The 16,640-nt window shown below is 26.0% G+C and carries 18 protein-coding genes; 6 read left to right on the forward strand and 12 right to left on the reverse strand.

The window, feature by feature from the left end:
• Window positions 1–25 precede the first annotated feature (25 nt).
• Window positions 26–547, reverse strand: a complete 522-nt coding sequence (locus ACY1IQ_RS05975) for a cysteine hydrolase family protein (RefSeq protein ID WP_461613106.1) — start codon at window positions 545–547, stop codon at window positions 26–28.
• Between the two features lie 326 nt (window positions 548–873).
• Here ACY1IQ_RS05975 and ACY1IQ_RS05980 point away from each other — a divergent pair, with 326 nt between their 5' ends.
• From ACY1IQ_RS05980 to ACY1IQ_RS05990, 3 genes are all read left to right on the forward strand, one after another.
• The gene (locus tag ACY1IQ_RS05980) at window positions 874–1,197 is read left to right on the forward strand and encodes a hypothetical protein (RefSeq protein WP_461613107.1); all 324 of its coding nucleotides are present in this window, start codon (window positions 874–876) and stop codon (window positions 1,195–1,197) included.
• A gap of 138 nt (window positions 1,198–1,335) precedes the next feature.
• A complete protein-coding gene (locus ACY1IQ_RS05985; RefSeq protein ID WP_461613108.1) occupies window positions 1,336–1,488 on the forward strand; it encodes a hypothetical protein in 153 nt (50 codons plus the stop codon).
• A gap of 14 nt (window positions 1,489–1,502) precedes the next feature.
• Window positions 1,503–1,766, forward strand: coding sequence for a DUF4097 family beta strand repeat-containing protein (locus tag ACY1IQ_RS05990; RefSeq protein WP_461613109.1), 264 nt, complete (start codon window positions 1,503–1,505; stop codon window positions 1,764–1,766).
• 176 nt (window positions 1,767–1,942) lie between these two features.
• Here the strand turns inward: ACY1IQ_RS05990 and ACY1IQ_RS05995 are convergent, their stop codons facing one another.
• The 3 genes from ACY1IQ_RS05995 to ACY1IQ_RS06005 all read right to left on the reverse strand — a co-directional run bounded on the left by ACY1IQ_RS05995 (window position 1,943) and on the right by ACY1IQ_RS06005 (window position 3,863).
• Window positions 1,943–2,566 (reverse strand): YhfC family intramembrane metalloprotease, encoded by a 624-nt coding sequence (locus ACY1IQ_RS05995; RefSeq protein ID WP_461613110.1) that lies wholly within the window; start codon window positions 2,564–2,566, stop codon window positions 1,943–1,945.
• 32 nt (window positions 2,567–2,598) lie between these two features.
• Window positions 2,599–2,742, reverse strand: a complete 144-nt coding sequence (locus ACY1IQ_RS06000; RefSeq protein WP_461613111.1) for a hypothetical protein — start codon at window positions 2,740–2,742, stop codon at window positions 2,599–2,601.
• Window positions 2,743–3,068: 326 nt separating this feature from the next.
• Entirely contained in the window at window positions 3,069–3,863 is a 795-nt protein-coding gene (locus tag ACY1IQ_RS06005; RefSeq protein ID WP_461613112.1) for a polysaccharide deacetylase family protein, read from the reverse strand.
• A gap of 189 nt (window positions 3,864–4,052) precedes the next feature.
• Between ACY1IQ_RS06005 and ACY1IQ_RS06010 the strand changes: the two genes are divergently transcribed.
• Together ACY1IQ_RS06010 and ACY1IQ_RS06015 are read left to right on the forward strand one after the other, a co-directional pair.
• Complete coding sequence (locus ACY1IQ_RS06010) at window positions 4,053–4,307, forward strand: hypothetical protein (protein ID WP_461613113.1); 255 nt, start codon at window positions 4,053–4,055, stop codon at window positions 4,305–4,307.
• A gap of 29 nt (window positions 4,308–4,336) precedes the next feature.
• Window positions 4,337–4,834: a CPBP family glutamic-type intramembrane protease gene (locus ACY1IQ_RS06015; protein ID WP_461613114.1), complete on the forward strand. Its 498-nt coding sequence runs from the start codon at window positions 4,337–4,339 to the stop codon at window positions 4,832–4,834.
• Window positions 4,835–4,912: 78 nt separating this feature from the next.
• Here ACY1IQ_RS06015 and ACY1IQ_RS06020 read toward each other — a convergent pair whose 3' ends face one another.
• The 4 genes from ACY1IQ_RS06020 to ACY1IQ_RS06035 form a co-directional block, all read right to left on the reverse strand.
• The gene (locus tag ACY1IQ_RS06020) at window positions 4,913–6,772 is read right to left on the reverse strand and encodes an LTA synthase family protein (RefSeq protein ID WP_461613115.1); all 1,860 of its coding nucleotides are present in this window, start codon (window positions 6,770–6,772) and stop codon (window positions 4,913–4,915) included.
• Between the two features lie 218 nt (window positions 6,773–6,990).
• Window positions 6,991–8,067, reverse strand: coding sequence for a nicotinate-nucleotide--dimethylbenzimidazole phosphoribosyltransferase (cobT, locus tag ACY1IQ_RS06025; protein ID WP_461613116.1), 1,077 nt, complete (start codon window positions 8,065–8,067; stop codon window positions 6,991–6,993).
• 303 nt (window positions 8,068–8,370) lie between these two features.
• Window positions 8,371–8,526: a CPC_1213 family protein gene (locus ACY1IQ_RS06030; RefSeq protein ID WP_163247980.1), complete on the reverse strand. Its 156-nt coding sequence runs from the start codon at window positions 8,524–8,526 to the stop codon at window positions 8,371–8,373.
• A 213-nt stretch (window positions 8,527–8,739) separates the two neighbouring features.
• Window positions 8,740–9,414, reverse strand: a complete 675-nt coding sequence (locus ACY1IQ_RS06035) for a uracil-DNA glycosylase (RefSeq protein WP_461613117.1) — start codon at window positions 9,412–9,414, stop codon at window positions 8,740–8,742.
• 390 nt (window positions 9,415–9,804) lie between these two features.
• Here ACY1IQ_RS06035 and ACY1IQ_RS06040 point away from each other — a divergent pair, with 390 nt between their 5' ends.
• Window positions 9,805–10,536: an NAD-dependent protein deacylase gene (locus tag ACY1IQ_RS06040; protein ID WP_461613118.1), complete on the forward strand. Its 732-nt coding sequence runs from the start codon at window positions 9,805–9,807 to the stop codon at window positions 10,534–10,536.
• 176 nt (window positions 10,537–10,712) lie between these two features.
• On the opposite strand, the gene ACY1IQ_RS06045 is transcribed toward ACY1IQ_RS06040, so the two are convergent.
• The 4 genes from ACY1IQ_RS06045 to ACY1IQ_RS06060 all read right to left on the reverse strand — a co-directional run bounded on the left by ACY1IQ_RS06045 (window position 10,713) and on the right by ACY1IQ_RS06060 (window position 16,406).
• Window positions 10,713–11,666, reverse strand: a complete 954-nt coding sequence (locus ACY1IQ_RS06045) for a patatin-like phospholipase family protein (RefSeq protein ID WP_461613119.1) — start codon at window positions 11,664–11,666, stop codon at window positions 10,713–10,715.
• A gap of 67 nt (window positions 11,667–11,733) precedes the next feature.
• Complete coding sequence (abc-f, locus tag ACY1IQ_RS06050; RefSeq protein ID WP_461613120.1) at window positions 11,734–13,650, reverse strand: ribosomal protection-like ABC-F family protein; 1,917 nt, start codon at window positions 13,648–13,650, stop codon at window positions 11,734–11,736.
• A 447-nt stretch (window positions 13,651–14,097) separates the two neighbouring features.
• On the reverse strand, window positions 14,098–14,535 hold the full coding sequence (gene hsp18, locus ACY1IQ_RS06055) for a heat shock protein Hsp18 (protein ID WP_461613121.1): 438 nt from the start codon (window positions 14,533–14,535) through the stop codon (window positions 14,098–14,100).
• A 416-nt stretch (window positions 14,536–14,951) separates the two neighbouring features.
• A complete protein-coding gene (locus ACY1IQ_RS06060; protein ID WP_461613122.1) occupies window positions 14,952–16,406 on the reverse strand; it encodes a potassium/proton antiporter in 1,455 nt (484 codons plus the stop codon).
• Window positions 16,407–16,640: the final 234 nt, after the last annotated feature.

Below are 16,640 nucleotides of genomic sequence, written 5' to 3' on the forward strand. Positions count from 1 at the left end.
TTAAATAAGTTCTTAGTAATACTATCTATTTATTTAAAAATTCATCATAATCTAAAACTTTAATAGCATTAGACAAACTCATTATAGAACCTAAAAATCTCTTAATATCTATGTCTTTAACACCATATATTTCTCCACTATTTACTGTGCCAGTAGCATCCTGTATAAAAGTCACATTATATCCTTTATCAAAAGCAGCAATAGACGTAAACATACAACAATATTCTGTATTAAATCCTGTAACAATTAATTCATCTATATTCTCTGCCTTTAATACTTTTTCTAAATTAGTTTTATAAAAAGCGCTAAGAGTTGTTTTTTCAATTACATAATCATATAAATTATCAAATTCTTCATGGATTTCTGAAGAATTGTTATTCTTATTAAAAGGACTTTCTTTTATATTCTCTATATGTCTTGTAAATATAACTATTTCGCCCTTTTCTCTAAATATATGAATTAAATTTTTTATTTTATCTTTTTCTTCCCCAAAGTCTTTTTGACCCAATATGTAATTTTGCATATCTAAAACTAACAATGCTCTCATAAATATCCCCCTCACAATATTGTAATCAATTTAATATTTATATGAAAAAATTTAGAATATCTAAATCATAAATTCTTTTCTTCTAAATACTTGTTATACTAAAGTTATATTTTAGATTATAAAATATATAAATTTATAATTATGTTTCATTTTATTAAATATTCTATATTATCAATTATTTTATTTATATAATATGTAATTCAAATTCATGTATTATTAAAATATAAGGACAATATAGATATAAAATTTAATATTCTTTATTTAGGAGTGAGGATTATGACCAATAATTCTAAGATGAAAAAATTATTTATGTTTTACTAGGAGTGATGTTTCTCTGTTTTTTCCTAAGTGGCATAATATTTTTATTTAGTTCAAATAAAAATGTTGTAATAAATAATAGTGATAATAGTACTGGAGTTCAATTTAGAACAGAAAAAAACTTATCAATAGATAACATAAATAATATTGATCTTGATGCTGCTTTAGGAAGCATAAAGATTACCTCAGAGGATAGAAAAGATGTAAAATTAATTTTTAGTTACAATGAAAGTTTTTTTAAAAATTCAGTTCCAACTCTAAATGTTAATTCCTATGGCACAGAAGCAAAAAAGAAATTAAATACAACAAACAGATCAAGTCTTAAAATTTAAATTTTGAAAATAGTAGAATATCCTTAGAAGTTGTGATTCCTAAAAAATTATAATAAAGCTCTATCTTTAGACAGTTAAATTAGAGATATAAATTTAAACAACTTAGATTTAGATAATTTAGAATAAAAGCTTCTATCTATGGGTAAATCCCTTATAAGTAATATTAATTGCAACTACTTTGAATATGATAATAGTATGGGAGACTTAACTGGAGATAAGATATATACTAAAGAAAGTGAAATTGAACTTTCTATGGGTTCAGCTAATATAAAAATTTTAGAGGAAATTTAAAAGCTGAAAATAGCATGGGAGAAATAAATATAGAATACGATGAATTTAATAATAATGTAGATTTAGAAGCATCTATGGGTTCTATAAAACTAACTCTTCCTAAAAAATCTGAGTTTTTCTTTTCAGCAAAAACTAGCATGGGATCTGTTAGCTGTGATTTTCCTTTAAATACCTCTATTCATAAAGGTTCTGAAATAGATGGAAATATCAATAATAGTAATAATAGAATTATTGCAAATAGCAGCATGGGTTCTATAGATATTAGAAGTAGAGATTAATTTTAAAATTTAAATTAAGAATTTAGAATCATTTATTCACTTTTAGGCTTACTAAAGTACAAATTTATATAAAATATTAAATGCTTAGGACTTAAGTCCTAAGTATTTAATATTTGTTAGCTTTTAAATAATAATTTTACTATTTATCCTATATAACTTTATACTATATTAATCAATTAAATTAGAATTAATTTTCTTATCACTAAATAACTTTTACTCTTTACTATAAATGCTAAAGCTATAACCGCTACTATAATTGAAAATTCTTCAATTATAGCAATACTTTTTATTACTCCTGCTTGATGAAGTGCTGCTGGAAAATCTATTACTGCATGTATCAATATAGCTAAGAATAAGTAAATTTTTTTTCTTTCTTTTAAAGCATAAAGAACTATTAATGATAAGGCAGTTTGAATTATTATTGCGCAAATTCTCTCAATCGAAGCTATTGCCCATATATAACTTGGTGAGCTTACCATTTGTATATATACTGTCTTTAATGCTTCTACTGGTGCTCCTTCCACTTGCAATAGTTTTTCAAAGCTTCCACTATTTATTTGAAATGCCATTATAATATTGTTAAAAAAAGTCATTCCTACTATTAACATTGCCTCTATGCCCCCATGACCAATGCCATAGGCAAGACCATCTTTCCACTTTCTATTATCTTTTAAAACAAACTTAAACATTAAATATCTGCTCAGCTCTTCAAATATCCCTGCCATAAGGCCACCATATAACATATAAAGCCAAGGGTTTTTAAAAAGTTCTGCAGTAGTTTTATTGCTTATTAAAACCATTTTATGAATTGGTGCTTCTAAAATTTGAGTAGCTATAAAAAGCCTATAGCACCAATAAATACTACTTTTAAAGAAATTTTTTCTTTCTTATAAAAAAATATAACTAATAAAATAGGCAATATAGTACTTACTAAAAAAGTTAAAATCATAAAAAATATAGAATTATTACTTACCATAAAATCATCTCCCTAGCAAAGGTAATTTTGAGCCTTTATACATTTTTCGTAAATATTGTTTTATTATTTATTTCCTATGATGAATACATACATTTTTTATTAAAAGCTAAATTTAAATAATGTACACATATCTTTTTGTTATATACTATACCACATATAACAATTTTTTTAAAATAAAATTTACCAAGCTTTTCATAATAATAGTATAATTATATAATTTTATTCTTTTTTATCATCTAATTTTTAATAATATTTAAAAGAGTATTAAAAAAACCATGGCTTATGCCATGATTTTTCGTTATAACTCCCAGAGTCTAAAAATTAATTCAAAAAGAATCACAAGTAGGACTCTCATTATGTTTGTTTATAATTTTCTTTTCTAAAAGCCTATCATGATCTTCTTGAGAAATATCATTTAAAGCTTTAAATTCATATCCTTGTTCTTTTAATGCTTTAATTACATATTTTAATGCAGCAGGAGTAGTTTTATTGCTATTTCCATCATGCATCAATATCATTAATGTAGATTTATCTAAATTTTTCTTATTCATTTCCATTGTAAAGTTTTTTATCAGTTTTTCTACAGGAATATTAACTCCTACAGCATCTTCTAAAGATACATTCCAATCTACATAATATAATCCTCTACTAACTAATTCACCTCTTATATCCTTTAATACTTCTTTATTAGGTATTCTAGTACTTGACCCACCTGGCATTCTCATATACATAATAGGTTCTTCTTTAGTAATATCATTTATATCTACATAGCATTTTTCATAGTCTTGAAAATATGCCTCCTTGGAACTATAATTTTTATCCAAATGAGAATGGCTGTGTATGCAGATTCCATGTCCCTCATCTTGAACTTGTTTTAATATTTCAGGGTTCTCCATAGCCATTTCGCCAAGAACAAAAAAAGTACCTTTTATATTTTCTTCTTTTAAAACTTTTAATATTTCTAGTGTAACTTCACAAGGACCATCATCAAAAGTTAAATAAGCAACTTTCTTTTCATTTGATGTACTATCGTCACCTTCTATCAATCCAAAAGCAGGGATAGATATTGTCAATAGAAAGAAAGTTAAAATTAATGCTATAAATCCTTTTACATTCTTCATTTTTCTCACCTTCTGTTATATTTTCAATAACAATAGTATTCCTTAAAAAATATTAAATTATCCTTATATAAACCATCTTGAGAAAATAACAAATACTCAATCAAGAAAGTGAATATTTACTTATTCATATACAATGTATCAAAATCAATGCTATAATTTAATTAAAAGGTTTTGGAATGAGGTAACATTATGAGAAAAAATTTAAGGCTACTTTATGTATTCTTAATATTCTTGTTTATATTTATTATAAATTTAATAATTCCAATTAATAAAAATAATATAAATCCCTATACACAGAGGTTATTCTTAATTTGCTCTACAATCACATTAATAATTACAATCTATATGATATGTAAAGCAAAGAAACTTGAGAAGAAAGATATTCTTATAGGAATACTATTTGGCATTATTGCTGGAGTTAAATCCCCATTCATGGGACTATAACTACTATTGCATATATAGGATTAAGATGTATGTTCAAATATAGTAGTATTGATGTTCCTATTTTTAAGGATAAAACCTTTAAAGGAATACTGGGCTCTATTATACTTGCTATTGTTTGTGGTGGAGTGCTAGGTATAATTAACTTATTATTAGGAATGTCTCAACATAAGTTATCACCTTCATTTTCTAGCATGTATTTAATAACTGCTTTAAGAGCAGGAGTTTCTGAAGAAATAGCATTTCGTTTATTTATGTTTGCAATATGTGTTTATTTACTAAAGGATAATCCTAAGTTAAAAATAGAAAATTTTCTATGCTACATTATTATGGTTATACCCCATGTTTTATTACATTTCTCCGATATGATAGCAACAACTAGTATCAATAGCATAATTGGAAGTGTAATAGTGCTATCATTATTATTTGGATTGCTATTTGCGTTATTACAGCGAAAAAGAGATTTATTTTCTGCTATTGCAGCACATACATTAGTAGATTTAATTAGATTTATTTGCCTTGGCATATAAGATATGAAATATAAAATATGAATTATTCTTTATCAATAATAAAAAACTGCTAGAGTGCATCTAGCAGTTTTTTATTTATTACTTAGAGATTTTCTTAAAATAATCTCCTCTTATAATCTTGTCAGAAAGCTCTATACTATTTTCAAGGTGTTCAACATCACTTTCTGTTACCTTTCCCTTAACTTTAAAGTCAGAAAGTATTACATTGTTTTTATTGGTGTTTAATAAATTTTTTCCCATGGCATATTTATAATTTTCTTTATCTACTCCCATCAAATAAGCTACTGTAGGAAGCGTATCTATTTGCCCTCCATAAGTAGAAATAATTTCTCCCTTTAATCCCTTGTTATAAATTAATAGTGGTATTTTATTTTCATTATCTAACCACCATTGCTCCTTAGGTTCAATTTGATTAATTTTATCTTGAAAATACTTATGAACGCCGGTATGATCTCCATAAAGTACTACCACTGTATTATCAAGTATACCTTCCTCATCTAACTTTTGTATAAACTCTCCTATAGCACTATCAGTGTAATTAACAGATTGAAAATAATCTCCTAATTCATTTTTATCAAAATCCTCATCAAGATTAAGGTTTCTATATTCTTTAGGAAGATTAAAAGGAGTGTGACTAGTTAAAGTTACTGTAAAACCATAAAAAGGTTGTTTTTGTTCTTTTATAAAATTAATGGCTTGATTAAAATAAGATTTATCACTAATACCTAATCCTATTTTTTCACTGGTATCTAAATTTTCTGCTGAAACAAACTTATCAAATCCAATAGAGGCTAATGCTTTTTTATAATTCCAATAATCTCCACTATCTGGATGAATAGCAATAGAAGAATATCCTAATCCCTCCATTAAATTTGGAAGTGAATGTGGATAAGTATTATTAGGATATCTAAAAAATGTTGAACCTTCTCTTACTGGATGAATTGATGTATTCATAATTAAATCACTATCTGAACTATTTCCATTCCATACTTGTTCATGAAAGTTATCAAAATACAGAGAATTACTTATCATTTTATTTATATTAGGCGTTATTTCTTGACCATTTATTTCTTTATTTATAACAAAATTTTCAAGAGACTCAACTTGAATAAATAATAAATTTTTTCCTTTAAACATATCTTTATATTTATTATCTATTAAATTTTCATCATTATTTTTATACCAATTATCTATTTCTTGTGATTTTTCCTTTGAAAATTCATAAGGTTTTACATTTAGATAAAAATTATATAAATCATATACATGATATCCTATAGGTCCTAAATAAAACATTTTATTATTTGGCATCATACTTTTACTAAAAGATTTTTCTCCACTAAAACTTTTGAAGTTTTCATTTATATTTAAGAAGTTTACGGATAAATATAAAATAGAAAGTATGGTTAATGTAAAAAATAACTTTTTACTTTTTTTCTTATTAGAATCTATTGTTTTTCTTTTTTTAAATAAGAAAATAGCTACAAATATATCTATTAAAAATAAAATGTCTATTGGCCTAAATATAGCTAGAATAGAACTTCCTAAGTTTTCTGTATTAGACCCCATTTGAAGTACAAATAAATTAAAATAACTTGAAAAACTTCTATAAAAACATAAATCTGTTATCATGATGATTGATATTACTATATTCAAAATAAATAGTATTTTAAATTGCGTTTTCTGATTGAACAACAAACTTATTGATAAAAGTAATATTATACTACTTAAATAGATTGGAATTACTGGTAGATTAGTTATCACTCTATTTAAGTTAATAGAAGATGCTCCTACTGAATCTATTACTGCCATAAAAAGAATTGTTTTTATTAAAAGAATTAAGACAGTAAAAAAGTAATATTTATAATCAATAAATACATCTGATATTCTTTGAGGAATTGTTTCTTTTATCTTAGGTTGTTGTAAATTTATATCATTCATAATTTCCTCCTCATTAATTGTTATATTGAATTGTATCTGAATATTTAAACTCTATTTTAATCCCTCACTAAAATGTTCTTTCTTTAGTTTTAAATTTATAATTGATTTTTTTAACTAGCAAAAAAATTGCTAGTTAAAAAAATCCATTAAAAAGTTAATTCTTTATTATTAATTTAAAATTCATTACTAAGTTTTAAATTGCTTAAAAAATCTTCCTCTTAATTTTCCTTTCTAATATCAACATAGTCATCTCTACATATACTAGCTTCTTCAAAGGTTGCCATGTGTTTCATTGTATATAGTGCTGCATCAATTATGTTAAAAGCTAATGGACATCCTGAGCCTTCACCTAATCGCATTTTTAAATTTAATATAGGCTCTAAATTTAATTCCTTCATCATATATAGTGCTCCTGGTTCAGCAGATAAATGAGATGGAAACATAAATTCCCTAGCATGTGGATTTAATCTTTGAGCACAAAGTGCTGCCGCAGAGGCAATAAATCCATCTATAACTATAGGAACTCTATTTTTAGCTGCCCCAATAAAGCATCCACAAAGTCCTGCAATATCATATCCTCCTACTTTACTTAATACATCTATTACATCATTACTAGAAGGCTTGTTTACTTCAATAGCTTTTTTAATAACTTCTATTTTATGATTTAGCTGTTCATCTGTAAGTCCAGAACCTTTCCCAGTAACCTTGTCCACATCAATTCCAGATAATATACTTAGTACTGCTGCACTTGTTGTAGTATTTCCTATCCCCATTTCTCCAGTACCTAAAATATTATAACCTTGACTTACTAGCTGTTCCACAACTTCAATTCCTGTTTCTATAGCTTTTATTGCTTGTTCTCTAGTCATTGCAGGTTCCTTAGTCATATTCTTTGTACCATAAGAAATTTTTTTATTTATTATTTTATCACTTTTTATATCAGAGTTTATTCCAATATCTACTATGGTTAAATCAGTGTTAGTAAAATCTGAAAGTACACATACTCCTGTAATCCCTTTAGTAAAATTGTAAGTTACTGTTTCTGTTACTTTTTGAGGACAAGTACTTACCCCCTCTTCTACTACACCATTATCAGCACACATTATAATAATATTTCTCTTAGAAACCTCATTATAAATATCACCTGTTATTCCAGCAATTTTTGCTACTATATCTTCTAATATTCCTAAACTACCTATAGGCTTGGACAATGAATCTAATCTTACCCAAGCTTTCTCCTCCGCTTCTTTATATGAAGGCCTTATACTTTCTAAAGCATTGTTTAATATATCCATGGAAGCTTCTCCCCTTATCAAATAGAATAAACAGATGACAAATATATCATCTGTTACTTTGAGCTAAGACATCTGAAAGGAAATAATAGATCAAAGATGTTAGTATATTTTATATCAGACAAGGCGTCAGTTTCTGCTCATAGTGGAGCTATGGGCGAGTTCTAGCAGCACAGTATGATTGAAAATAGACCAGCATACTGGTCTATTATTTTTTTAAGATGCCTAGTATAAGTTTATGACATAAACATAATAAAATCAATAAAACTTAATAAATCTTAAGCGTACATTAATGTATTTCTAATATTATATTTTAAAATCTGTTGGATCATATTCTTTAGCTTTAGGTTCACCAAACACTGCTCTAGCACTCTCTGCTTGAGGATCATGTTTTATATTTTTCTTTTTAAATTTTCCGTCCTGCATTTTATTATTTTTGGTGTTTCTCATCTTACTACTCATTCTAACCACTCCTTTCTCAATTTTAGCTTCTCCCGTAGAATATTTAAATATTCTTAAAAAATATTGGATTTTCTAGGTCTTAATAAAACTAAGAAATCACTATTCAAATTATAATTTAAGATAATAGGTAAATTTTAAAAACTAGCAAATTCATTGCTAGTTTTTAAAAATATGCTATGTAATTTTTTAAAAAAGAAATCAATTGTAACCTATTTATATATTTTTAATCTGCCAATCAATTGGATTTTTATTTAAGCTTTTTAATATATCATTGGCTTTCATAAAATGATTACATCCAAAAAATCCTCTACTAGCAGATAATGGGCTTGGATGGGCTGCCTTTAACATAAAATGATTCTTATTTGTTATAAGCTTAGCTTTTTCTTTTGCATTATTTCCCCAAAGAATAAATATCACCGGATCCTCTCTATCATTTAAAATTGAGATTACTCTATCAGTAAATATCTCCCATCCCTTATTTCTATGAGAGTTTGCCTCTCCTGCTCTAACAGTAAGTGCTGTATTAAGTAATAGTATTCCTTGTTCTGCCCAATTAACTAAATATCCATTATTAGGGATATAACACTCTAAGGTATTATGAAGCTCTTTATACATATTCAGTAACGAAGGTGGTGTTTGTACCCCTGGCTTTACTGAAAATGCTAATCCATGAGCTTGGTTAGGTCCATGGTAAGGATCCTGACCTAACATAACTATTTTTGTACCCTTATATGAAGCTAACTTTAAAGCATTAAATATATTGTGCTTATCTGGATAAATAGTTTTAGTCTTATACTCTTCAATTAAAAATTCCCTAAGTTTTTTATAATAGTCTTTCTCAAACTCATCTTTTAATAGTTCATCCCAATCATTATTTAAAACAACCATATTTATCTCCTTTTTAATTATTATAATTTTAAGTTTTATACTATTTTTATTATAAGCTTATCTTTTTAATGTATCTTAACTCCTAAATCTATATTGAACACTCTCTTTCTTAAATATACTCTATTTTTATCTGGTAAATATATGCTATACATTATTATAACAAAAAATAAAGGTTTATAGCTTATAATAAATATGCATACTAGTTATAAATATTATAATTCACTCTACTTTCTTATGTTTACCTGCTAAAATCACAATTAGGTTGACAATTATGATAAATATACTAATTTAAAAGTAAAAAATTTAAGTATTATATTTTTATAACATTTTTTGTCTTTAAAAGACTTTTTATTCCATTAATCTTTGGTATAATAATTATGAGGTGATTACATGTGTATTGAAAATTTAAAACATATTATTAAAAAATCCAACAATATAGTATTTTTTGGCGGTGCAGGGGTGTCTACGGAATCTTCTATACCTGATTTTAGATCTGCTGAAGGATTATATAATTCTTCTAATAATAAAAAATATAATCCTGAAGAAATACTAAGTCATAGTTTTTTCATAAGGTATCCAGAAGACTTCTTTAGATTTTACAAAGAAAAAATGTTATATCCTAATGCTTCTCCTAACAGTTGTCACTATGCCCTATCAAAACTTGAAAAGATAGGTAAGCTAAAAGCAGTTATAACTCAAAATATAGATGGTCTACATCAACTTGCAGGAAGTAGAAATGTCTTCGAACTTCATGGATCTGTTCATAAAAATTTCTGTATAAAATGTAATAAAAAATTTAGTTTAGATTATGTTTTAGATAGTAATACATTAGTACCTTATTGTGATAATTGTGGTGGAATTGTAAGACCTGATGTTGTACTATATGAAGAATCTTTAAATCAACAAATTTTAACTAACTCTATAGAAGCTATCACAAATGCAGATACCTTAATTGTAGGTGGTACATCCTTAGTTGTTTATCCAGCTGCTGGACTTATAAGATATTTTAATGGGAAAAATTTAGTATTAATAAATAAATCCTCTACTTCTTATGATAATTATGCTCACTTAGTTATAAATGAAAGTATAGGAAAGGCACTAAACTTTATAAATGAAGAATAACTTAATTAACTGGCTGTTGATAATTAAAAATTAAATTAGCTTTATTTAAATTAATTTTTTAATAATCTCTTAATTACTTTATGATAAATATATCTAAGTAGCTCTTTCAAAAAACAAGTTAAAACTTCTCCACAAAGGGAGAAGTTTCTATAACTATATTTTTTAATTATTCCTTATTAAAGTTTTAGTTCTTTTATAATTTTAACTGTATCCTTATACCCAAGTTCCATTCTTTTCAGAGAATTTTCTAACGAGAAATCTAAAGTTCCATTAAAAAAATCTCCAATAGGTTCACTAGGTATAATTTCAATAATTTCTAGGCCTGGAAAAGGTTCTTTATCTATTATATAACCTTTTTTTAAATGAACTGCTATTATTTTTTTATATCCTGCTTCATACAAAGGTAGTATTGGTATATTTTCTACAATTCCACCATCAACATATTCAATATCATCAATAATTTCTGTACCAAAAACTAGTGGAAGGGCTGAGGTTGCTAGTAAAATTGTTTTAATTTTTTCCTTTTCACAGCTATTTAATTTAAAGTATTCTGTGTTCATATTAGTTCTATAACAAAGTATTTTAGGTTTATTTAAAGGAGCTTTGCAACAAGAAGCAAAACATTCTATATCCGTATGAGATAATCTCTCCAAATCTACTAAATTATCTAAAATATTTATTATTCCTTCCTTAGAGAATATACCATTAACCTCCATATCCTCAATTCGTTTTTTTAAACTTGCACTTCTTTTCCTTTCTCTAAATTTTATATAACTCTCCTTTAAACATCTTAAATAATAAATATATTTTTTTTCTTTTAAATAACTCTTTTCACTATTAGTGTTTTTTATCTTTTTATCCTCATAGTTTTTTTGAATAGTTTTTACGATATTTTCTTTTTTATTTTCCTTTCCAAATGCCTTTTCTGGTGATATAGAAGTCCATAGATTTAAGGCTAAATCATATTCACCTAAAGCAAATAATACACCATTTAATGCCCCTATAGATGCTCCTGCTACAGCACCTATAGAATCCTCTATACCATAATCCTTAAGTGCTTTCCATACTCCTATTTCATAAGCACCTTTTCCTCCACCACCAGCTAGAGCAAGCCCTATTCTCTCCTTCATAAACTCACTCCTTTAATTAAATTATAACTATATACAATAAATATTTTGCTCTTTAAAATAAGCGATATTAAATCAATTGTTCCCATTTTTTTATTAGTTCTTCTAAACTATTTTCTATAAACAATTTTTCTTCATATAAAGTATTTAAACTTTCATAATCTATAGAGTTAGATATCATTTCTTTCTCAATATTTTTTAATTTTACCTCTAGAGATGATATTTCCTCTTCTAAATCTTCCACTTTTTTTTCTTTATTTTTTAGTCTTTTATCTTCATCAGTACTTTTATAGGTTTTTTTACTAATATTTTTTTCATTTATAGTTTTTATTTTATTTTTCTGCTCATTTTTCTTTTCTTTATAATAATCATAGTTACCTATATATGAATTTAATTTACCACTATTTAATTCAACTATACCATGACATAGCTGATTTATAAAATATCTATCATGAGATACAAAGAAGATACTACCTTCAAATTCTTTTAAGCACTCTTCTAATACTTCTCTTGAATCAATATCTAAATGGTTAGTAGGCTCATCTAATATTAGTAAGTTAACCTCATCATACATAAGTTTGCATAAACATAATCTGCTTCTTTCTCCACCAGAAAGGTTTTTGACTTTTTTAAAAACTTCTTCACCAAAAAACATATATTTTGCAAGATACTCCCTTGCCTTACCTTCAGTTATTGCAATGTCTTCTCTAAAACACTCTAAAACACTACTTTCCTCATTGTTAAACTTAATCTTTTGAGGTAAATAACCTAACTTCACTGAAGCTCCTAACTCTGCTATACCACTATCTCCACGATAATCTTTTTCATTAAAACTTTCATCAAAATTATTTAAAAGTATTTTTAAAAGTGTTGATTTTCCTGTACCATTGTCTCCAATAAGAGCTATTTTTTCTCCATAAATTAAAAGGAAATTAGCTTTATCTAATAAAATTTTATCATTGAATTTTTTACACAACTCTTTAATTTTTATTACTTCTTTACCGGAACGATTTTTTACCTCTAATGATAATTTTATATTTTCCTTCTCTACTTTTGGTCTTTGAAATTTTTCCATTTTTTCTAATCGTTTTTCCATACTTGCTGCTCTTTTGAAAAATTTAACATTATCAGCTCTTTTTCCCCATTCCCTTAAATCTTTTATAGTTTTTTCCATAGATTTTATCTTCTTTTGCTGATTTTCATAAGCTTCTAACATTCTAAGAATATTATCTTCTTTTTCTTTAACATATGAAGAATAATTTCCTATATAAACTGTAGATATCATATCTTCGATTTCTACAATTTTATTAACAACTCTATCTAAGAAATATCTATCATGTGAAACAATAATTGATACTCCTTTATAATCCTTTAAATAATCCTCAAGCCACTCTATAGATTTTAAATCTAAATGATTAGAAGGCTCATCTAAGAGCAAAATCTCAGGTGACTCTAGTAATATCTTACCCAATATCACAGTAGTTTTTTCTCCACCACTTAAACTATTGAATATTCTATTTTTAAAACTCTCAGTAATTTTTAAGCCATTACAAATCTTACTTAGTTTTTCTTCTATATCATATCCTCCTAAAATTTCAAAAGATTTTTGTAACTCCTCATATTTATATAAAACTTTTTCTAAATCTTTTCCTTGAAGTATGGACATTTTATTTTCTAGTATCTTCATCTCTCTTGCAATCTCATTAACTTCATTAAAAGCTAAATCAAGTACATCTATTACCTTAAAATTATCATTATACTGAGGAAGTTGATCTAAATATCCTATGGTTGCATCTTTTCTTACAGTTACCATACCTCCATCATTATTTTCTATTCCACCAATTATTTTCAAAAGTGTACTTTTACCACATCCATTTCTTCCTATTAATCCTATTCTTTCTCCACTATGAACCTCAAAACTTACATCCTTTAAAATCATTGTAGCTCCATAGTATTTTGAAACTTTATTTAAAGCTAACTCTATCATATTAATACCTCCATGTACCTCTCTAATATTAATTTTTTATAAAATAAAATAAAATAAGCCTAATAATATCCATAAAGCTTTCGCTCATACTTATGGACATATTGGCTTACAAGAATAGCTATTCTTTTTTAAATATTAAAAGCCCTATGGAAAACCCATAGAGCTCAAAAAAACACTTTTCCTTATAAAAAAAGCTAAAGATATACTCATGGATTTACACTTATATTAGCAATATACTTAAAAAAGGACAGACTACTCCCGTAAAAAACAATATTTCCATTTTTTGCAACGGAACTACTATATTTTTGGTTTTTGTCTGTCATATTACTAATATTAAATTCCATTTTCTATCCTCCTTTTCTTAAACATTTCTCTGTTTCATACTTAAAACATTATATTACTTACATTTTAATTGATTTGCATATATATTTCAACATTTTTCAGTATTTACTTTATTTCTATTCTTTTTTGTTCTGTTTTACCATCATTTAATTTTGGTAAAACTATATTTAATACTCCATTATCAAATTTTGCATCAATATTATCTTCATCAATATCATCTACATAAAAGCTTCTCTTAAATGTACCATAACTTCTTTCTTTTCTTACATAATTATCTTTTTTATCTTCAACTAATTCTTCTCTCTTAGCACTGATAGTTAAATATCCATTATTATATTCTACAGATATATCTTCTTTTTTTATTCCCGGTAAGTCCGCTTCAATAACATAGGATTTCTCATCTTCCTTTAAATCTACTGAAAAACTATTATTATTAAATCTTCCTAAGAAATCATCATCAAAAAATTGATTCATTAATTGATTAAAAATATCGCCTCTTTTATTCATAGAATTATTTCTTTTCCATGGCATTATTTCAAACATATAAAAAACCTCCTTAACTTTTTTTATATTATTTGCATAACACCTAATTTTATTCAAAAGATTAAAGCTAAAGACAGTAATGATTATTCTCACTACTGTCTTTCATATTTTAACTAAATATCCATATTTTCCAACATTTGATTTATCCTAATTAAAATTTTATATTTTATAAGATTTCTAAACAATCCACGGCCATATCTCTTTAGAAATCCAATTTTTCTAGCAAAATTACCTAATTTAGTATAAATTTTTACTTCATTTTTCTATTAGCAAATATATCTAAGTTAGCTAATCTCTCAATATTTACTCCTAATTTCTCCATAATTTTCTGTTAAATGACGATGTTATTTTAAATGCTCTATTGGAAAATTATCTCTATAGTCTTTCACTTTTATATTATCAATCTTTTAAATTTATTATTTTATACATTTCCTTATGTCAAATATATCTTCTTTTTTTTCTGAAGTTATGATTAATTTATCTCCTGCTTCTAATACAGTAGAACCATTAGGTGTAACATATTTTCCATTACGATTAATGGTAATGATTAAAGAAGTTTTAGGAAATTGAATATCAACAATAGGCTTATCTATAACTTTAGAATCTTTATCAATTTTAAGCTCAAATAGCTGATTTTTAAAACTATCGTACCTATCTACCAACTTATCCTTATCTAGTTTTCCCATATCTTCTTCAGCTAAATCTAAAAGCTTTGCTACTTTAGGCAAAAAAGTGCCTTGAATTAAAACAGAAGTAACCGATATAAAGAATACTATATTAAATATCATAGGTGCAATATCTAGACCTGCTAATAATGGATAAATTGAAAAAACTATGGGTGCAGCCCCTCTTAATCCAACCCATGATATTAAAAGCTTTTCTTTAATTGTAAAATCAAAAAATGATAGTATTATAAAGACACATAATGGTCTTGCAACTAAAACCATAAATACTGATATCATAAGTCCTGTACCACTAATAGATATAAGTTGTTTAGGAAATACTAATAGCCCTAGGGTTATAAATAGAATTATCTGCATAAGCCAAGATTGACCATCAAAAAATTTCATTACAGTTTTTTTGTGTATAAAACTACTGTTTCCTAGTATTAATCCTGAAATGTATATAGCTAAAAATCCATTCCCACCAATTAAATCTGTAATTGAAAAAGTAAATATAGCCATAGCTATAGTTAATACTGGATATAAACCATCAATGTCTAACTTAATCTTATTGATTATAAACACCATAAGCTTGCCAAAAAAGACTCCTAATAATGAGCCAATAACCATTTGCATAAAAAATAGTGCAATGAAGTTGGCTATACTCATATCACCTTCTGTTAAGAGACCAAGAATTGATACAGTCAACATATAGGCCATAGGGTCATTACTACCACTTTCAAGTTCCAATAATGGTGCCAAATTCCCTTTAAGTTTTAAGCTTTGTGAACGAAGTATGGAAAATACCGCTGCGGCATCAGTAGAGGAAACAATTGCACCTAATAACATTCCTTCTAAAAAACTTAAATCTGTTATAATGTAAACAAAGCATCCTACTGTTATAGCAGTAATTAAAACTCCACATGTGGATAAAAATACTCCCTGTTTCAATACCGGTTTTATAACATCGAATTTTGTATCTAATCCACCAGAGAATAAAATGAAGCTTAATGCAACAGTTCCTATAAATTGTGCTATTTTGGGATCATAAAAATAAATTTTCCCTATACCATCAGAACCTGCTAACATACCAACAACTAAAAATAATATTAAAGTTGGTATTCCAATTTTATATAATATCTTACTAGCAAAAATACTAACGAAAAGTAGTATAGAGCTTATAAGTAAAATATTTTCTACTGTTAGCATATTTTTCACCCCCAAAGTTTTAAGATTTTATTGTATAAAGCCGTTAATTTCCTTATTTAAATCTTTACACTTTAAATAAGTCTTAAATTTCTTTATGGAGTAACGTATATAGGAGTTCATGTTGTTATTATAACATAGTTCGCATAAAAACTTCTATAATTTAGATTAAATTTTTCTATAAAATCAAATCCGGAAAATAGTCAATTAATATATTATATATGAATTTTTTAAAAT

Source organism: Clostridium sp. Marseille-QA1073 (genome assembly GCF_054863625.1).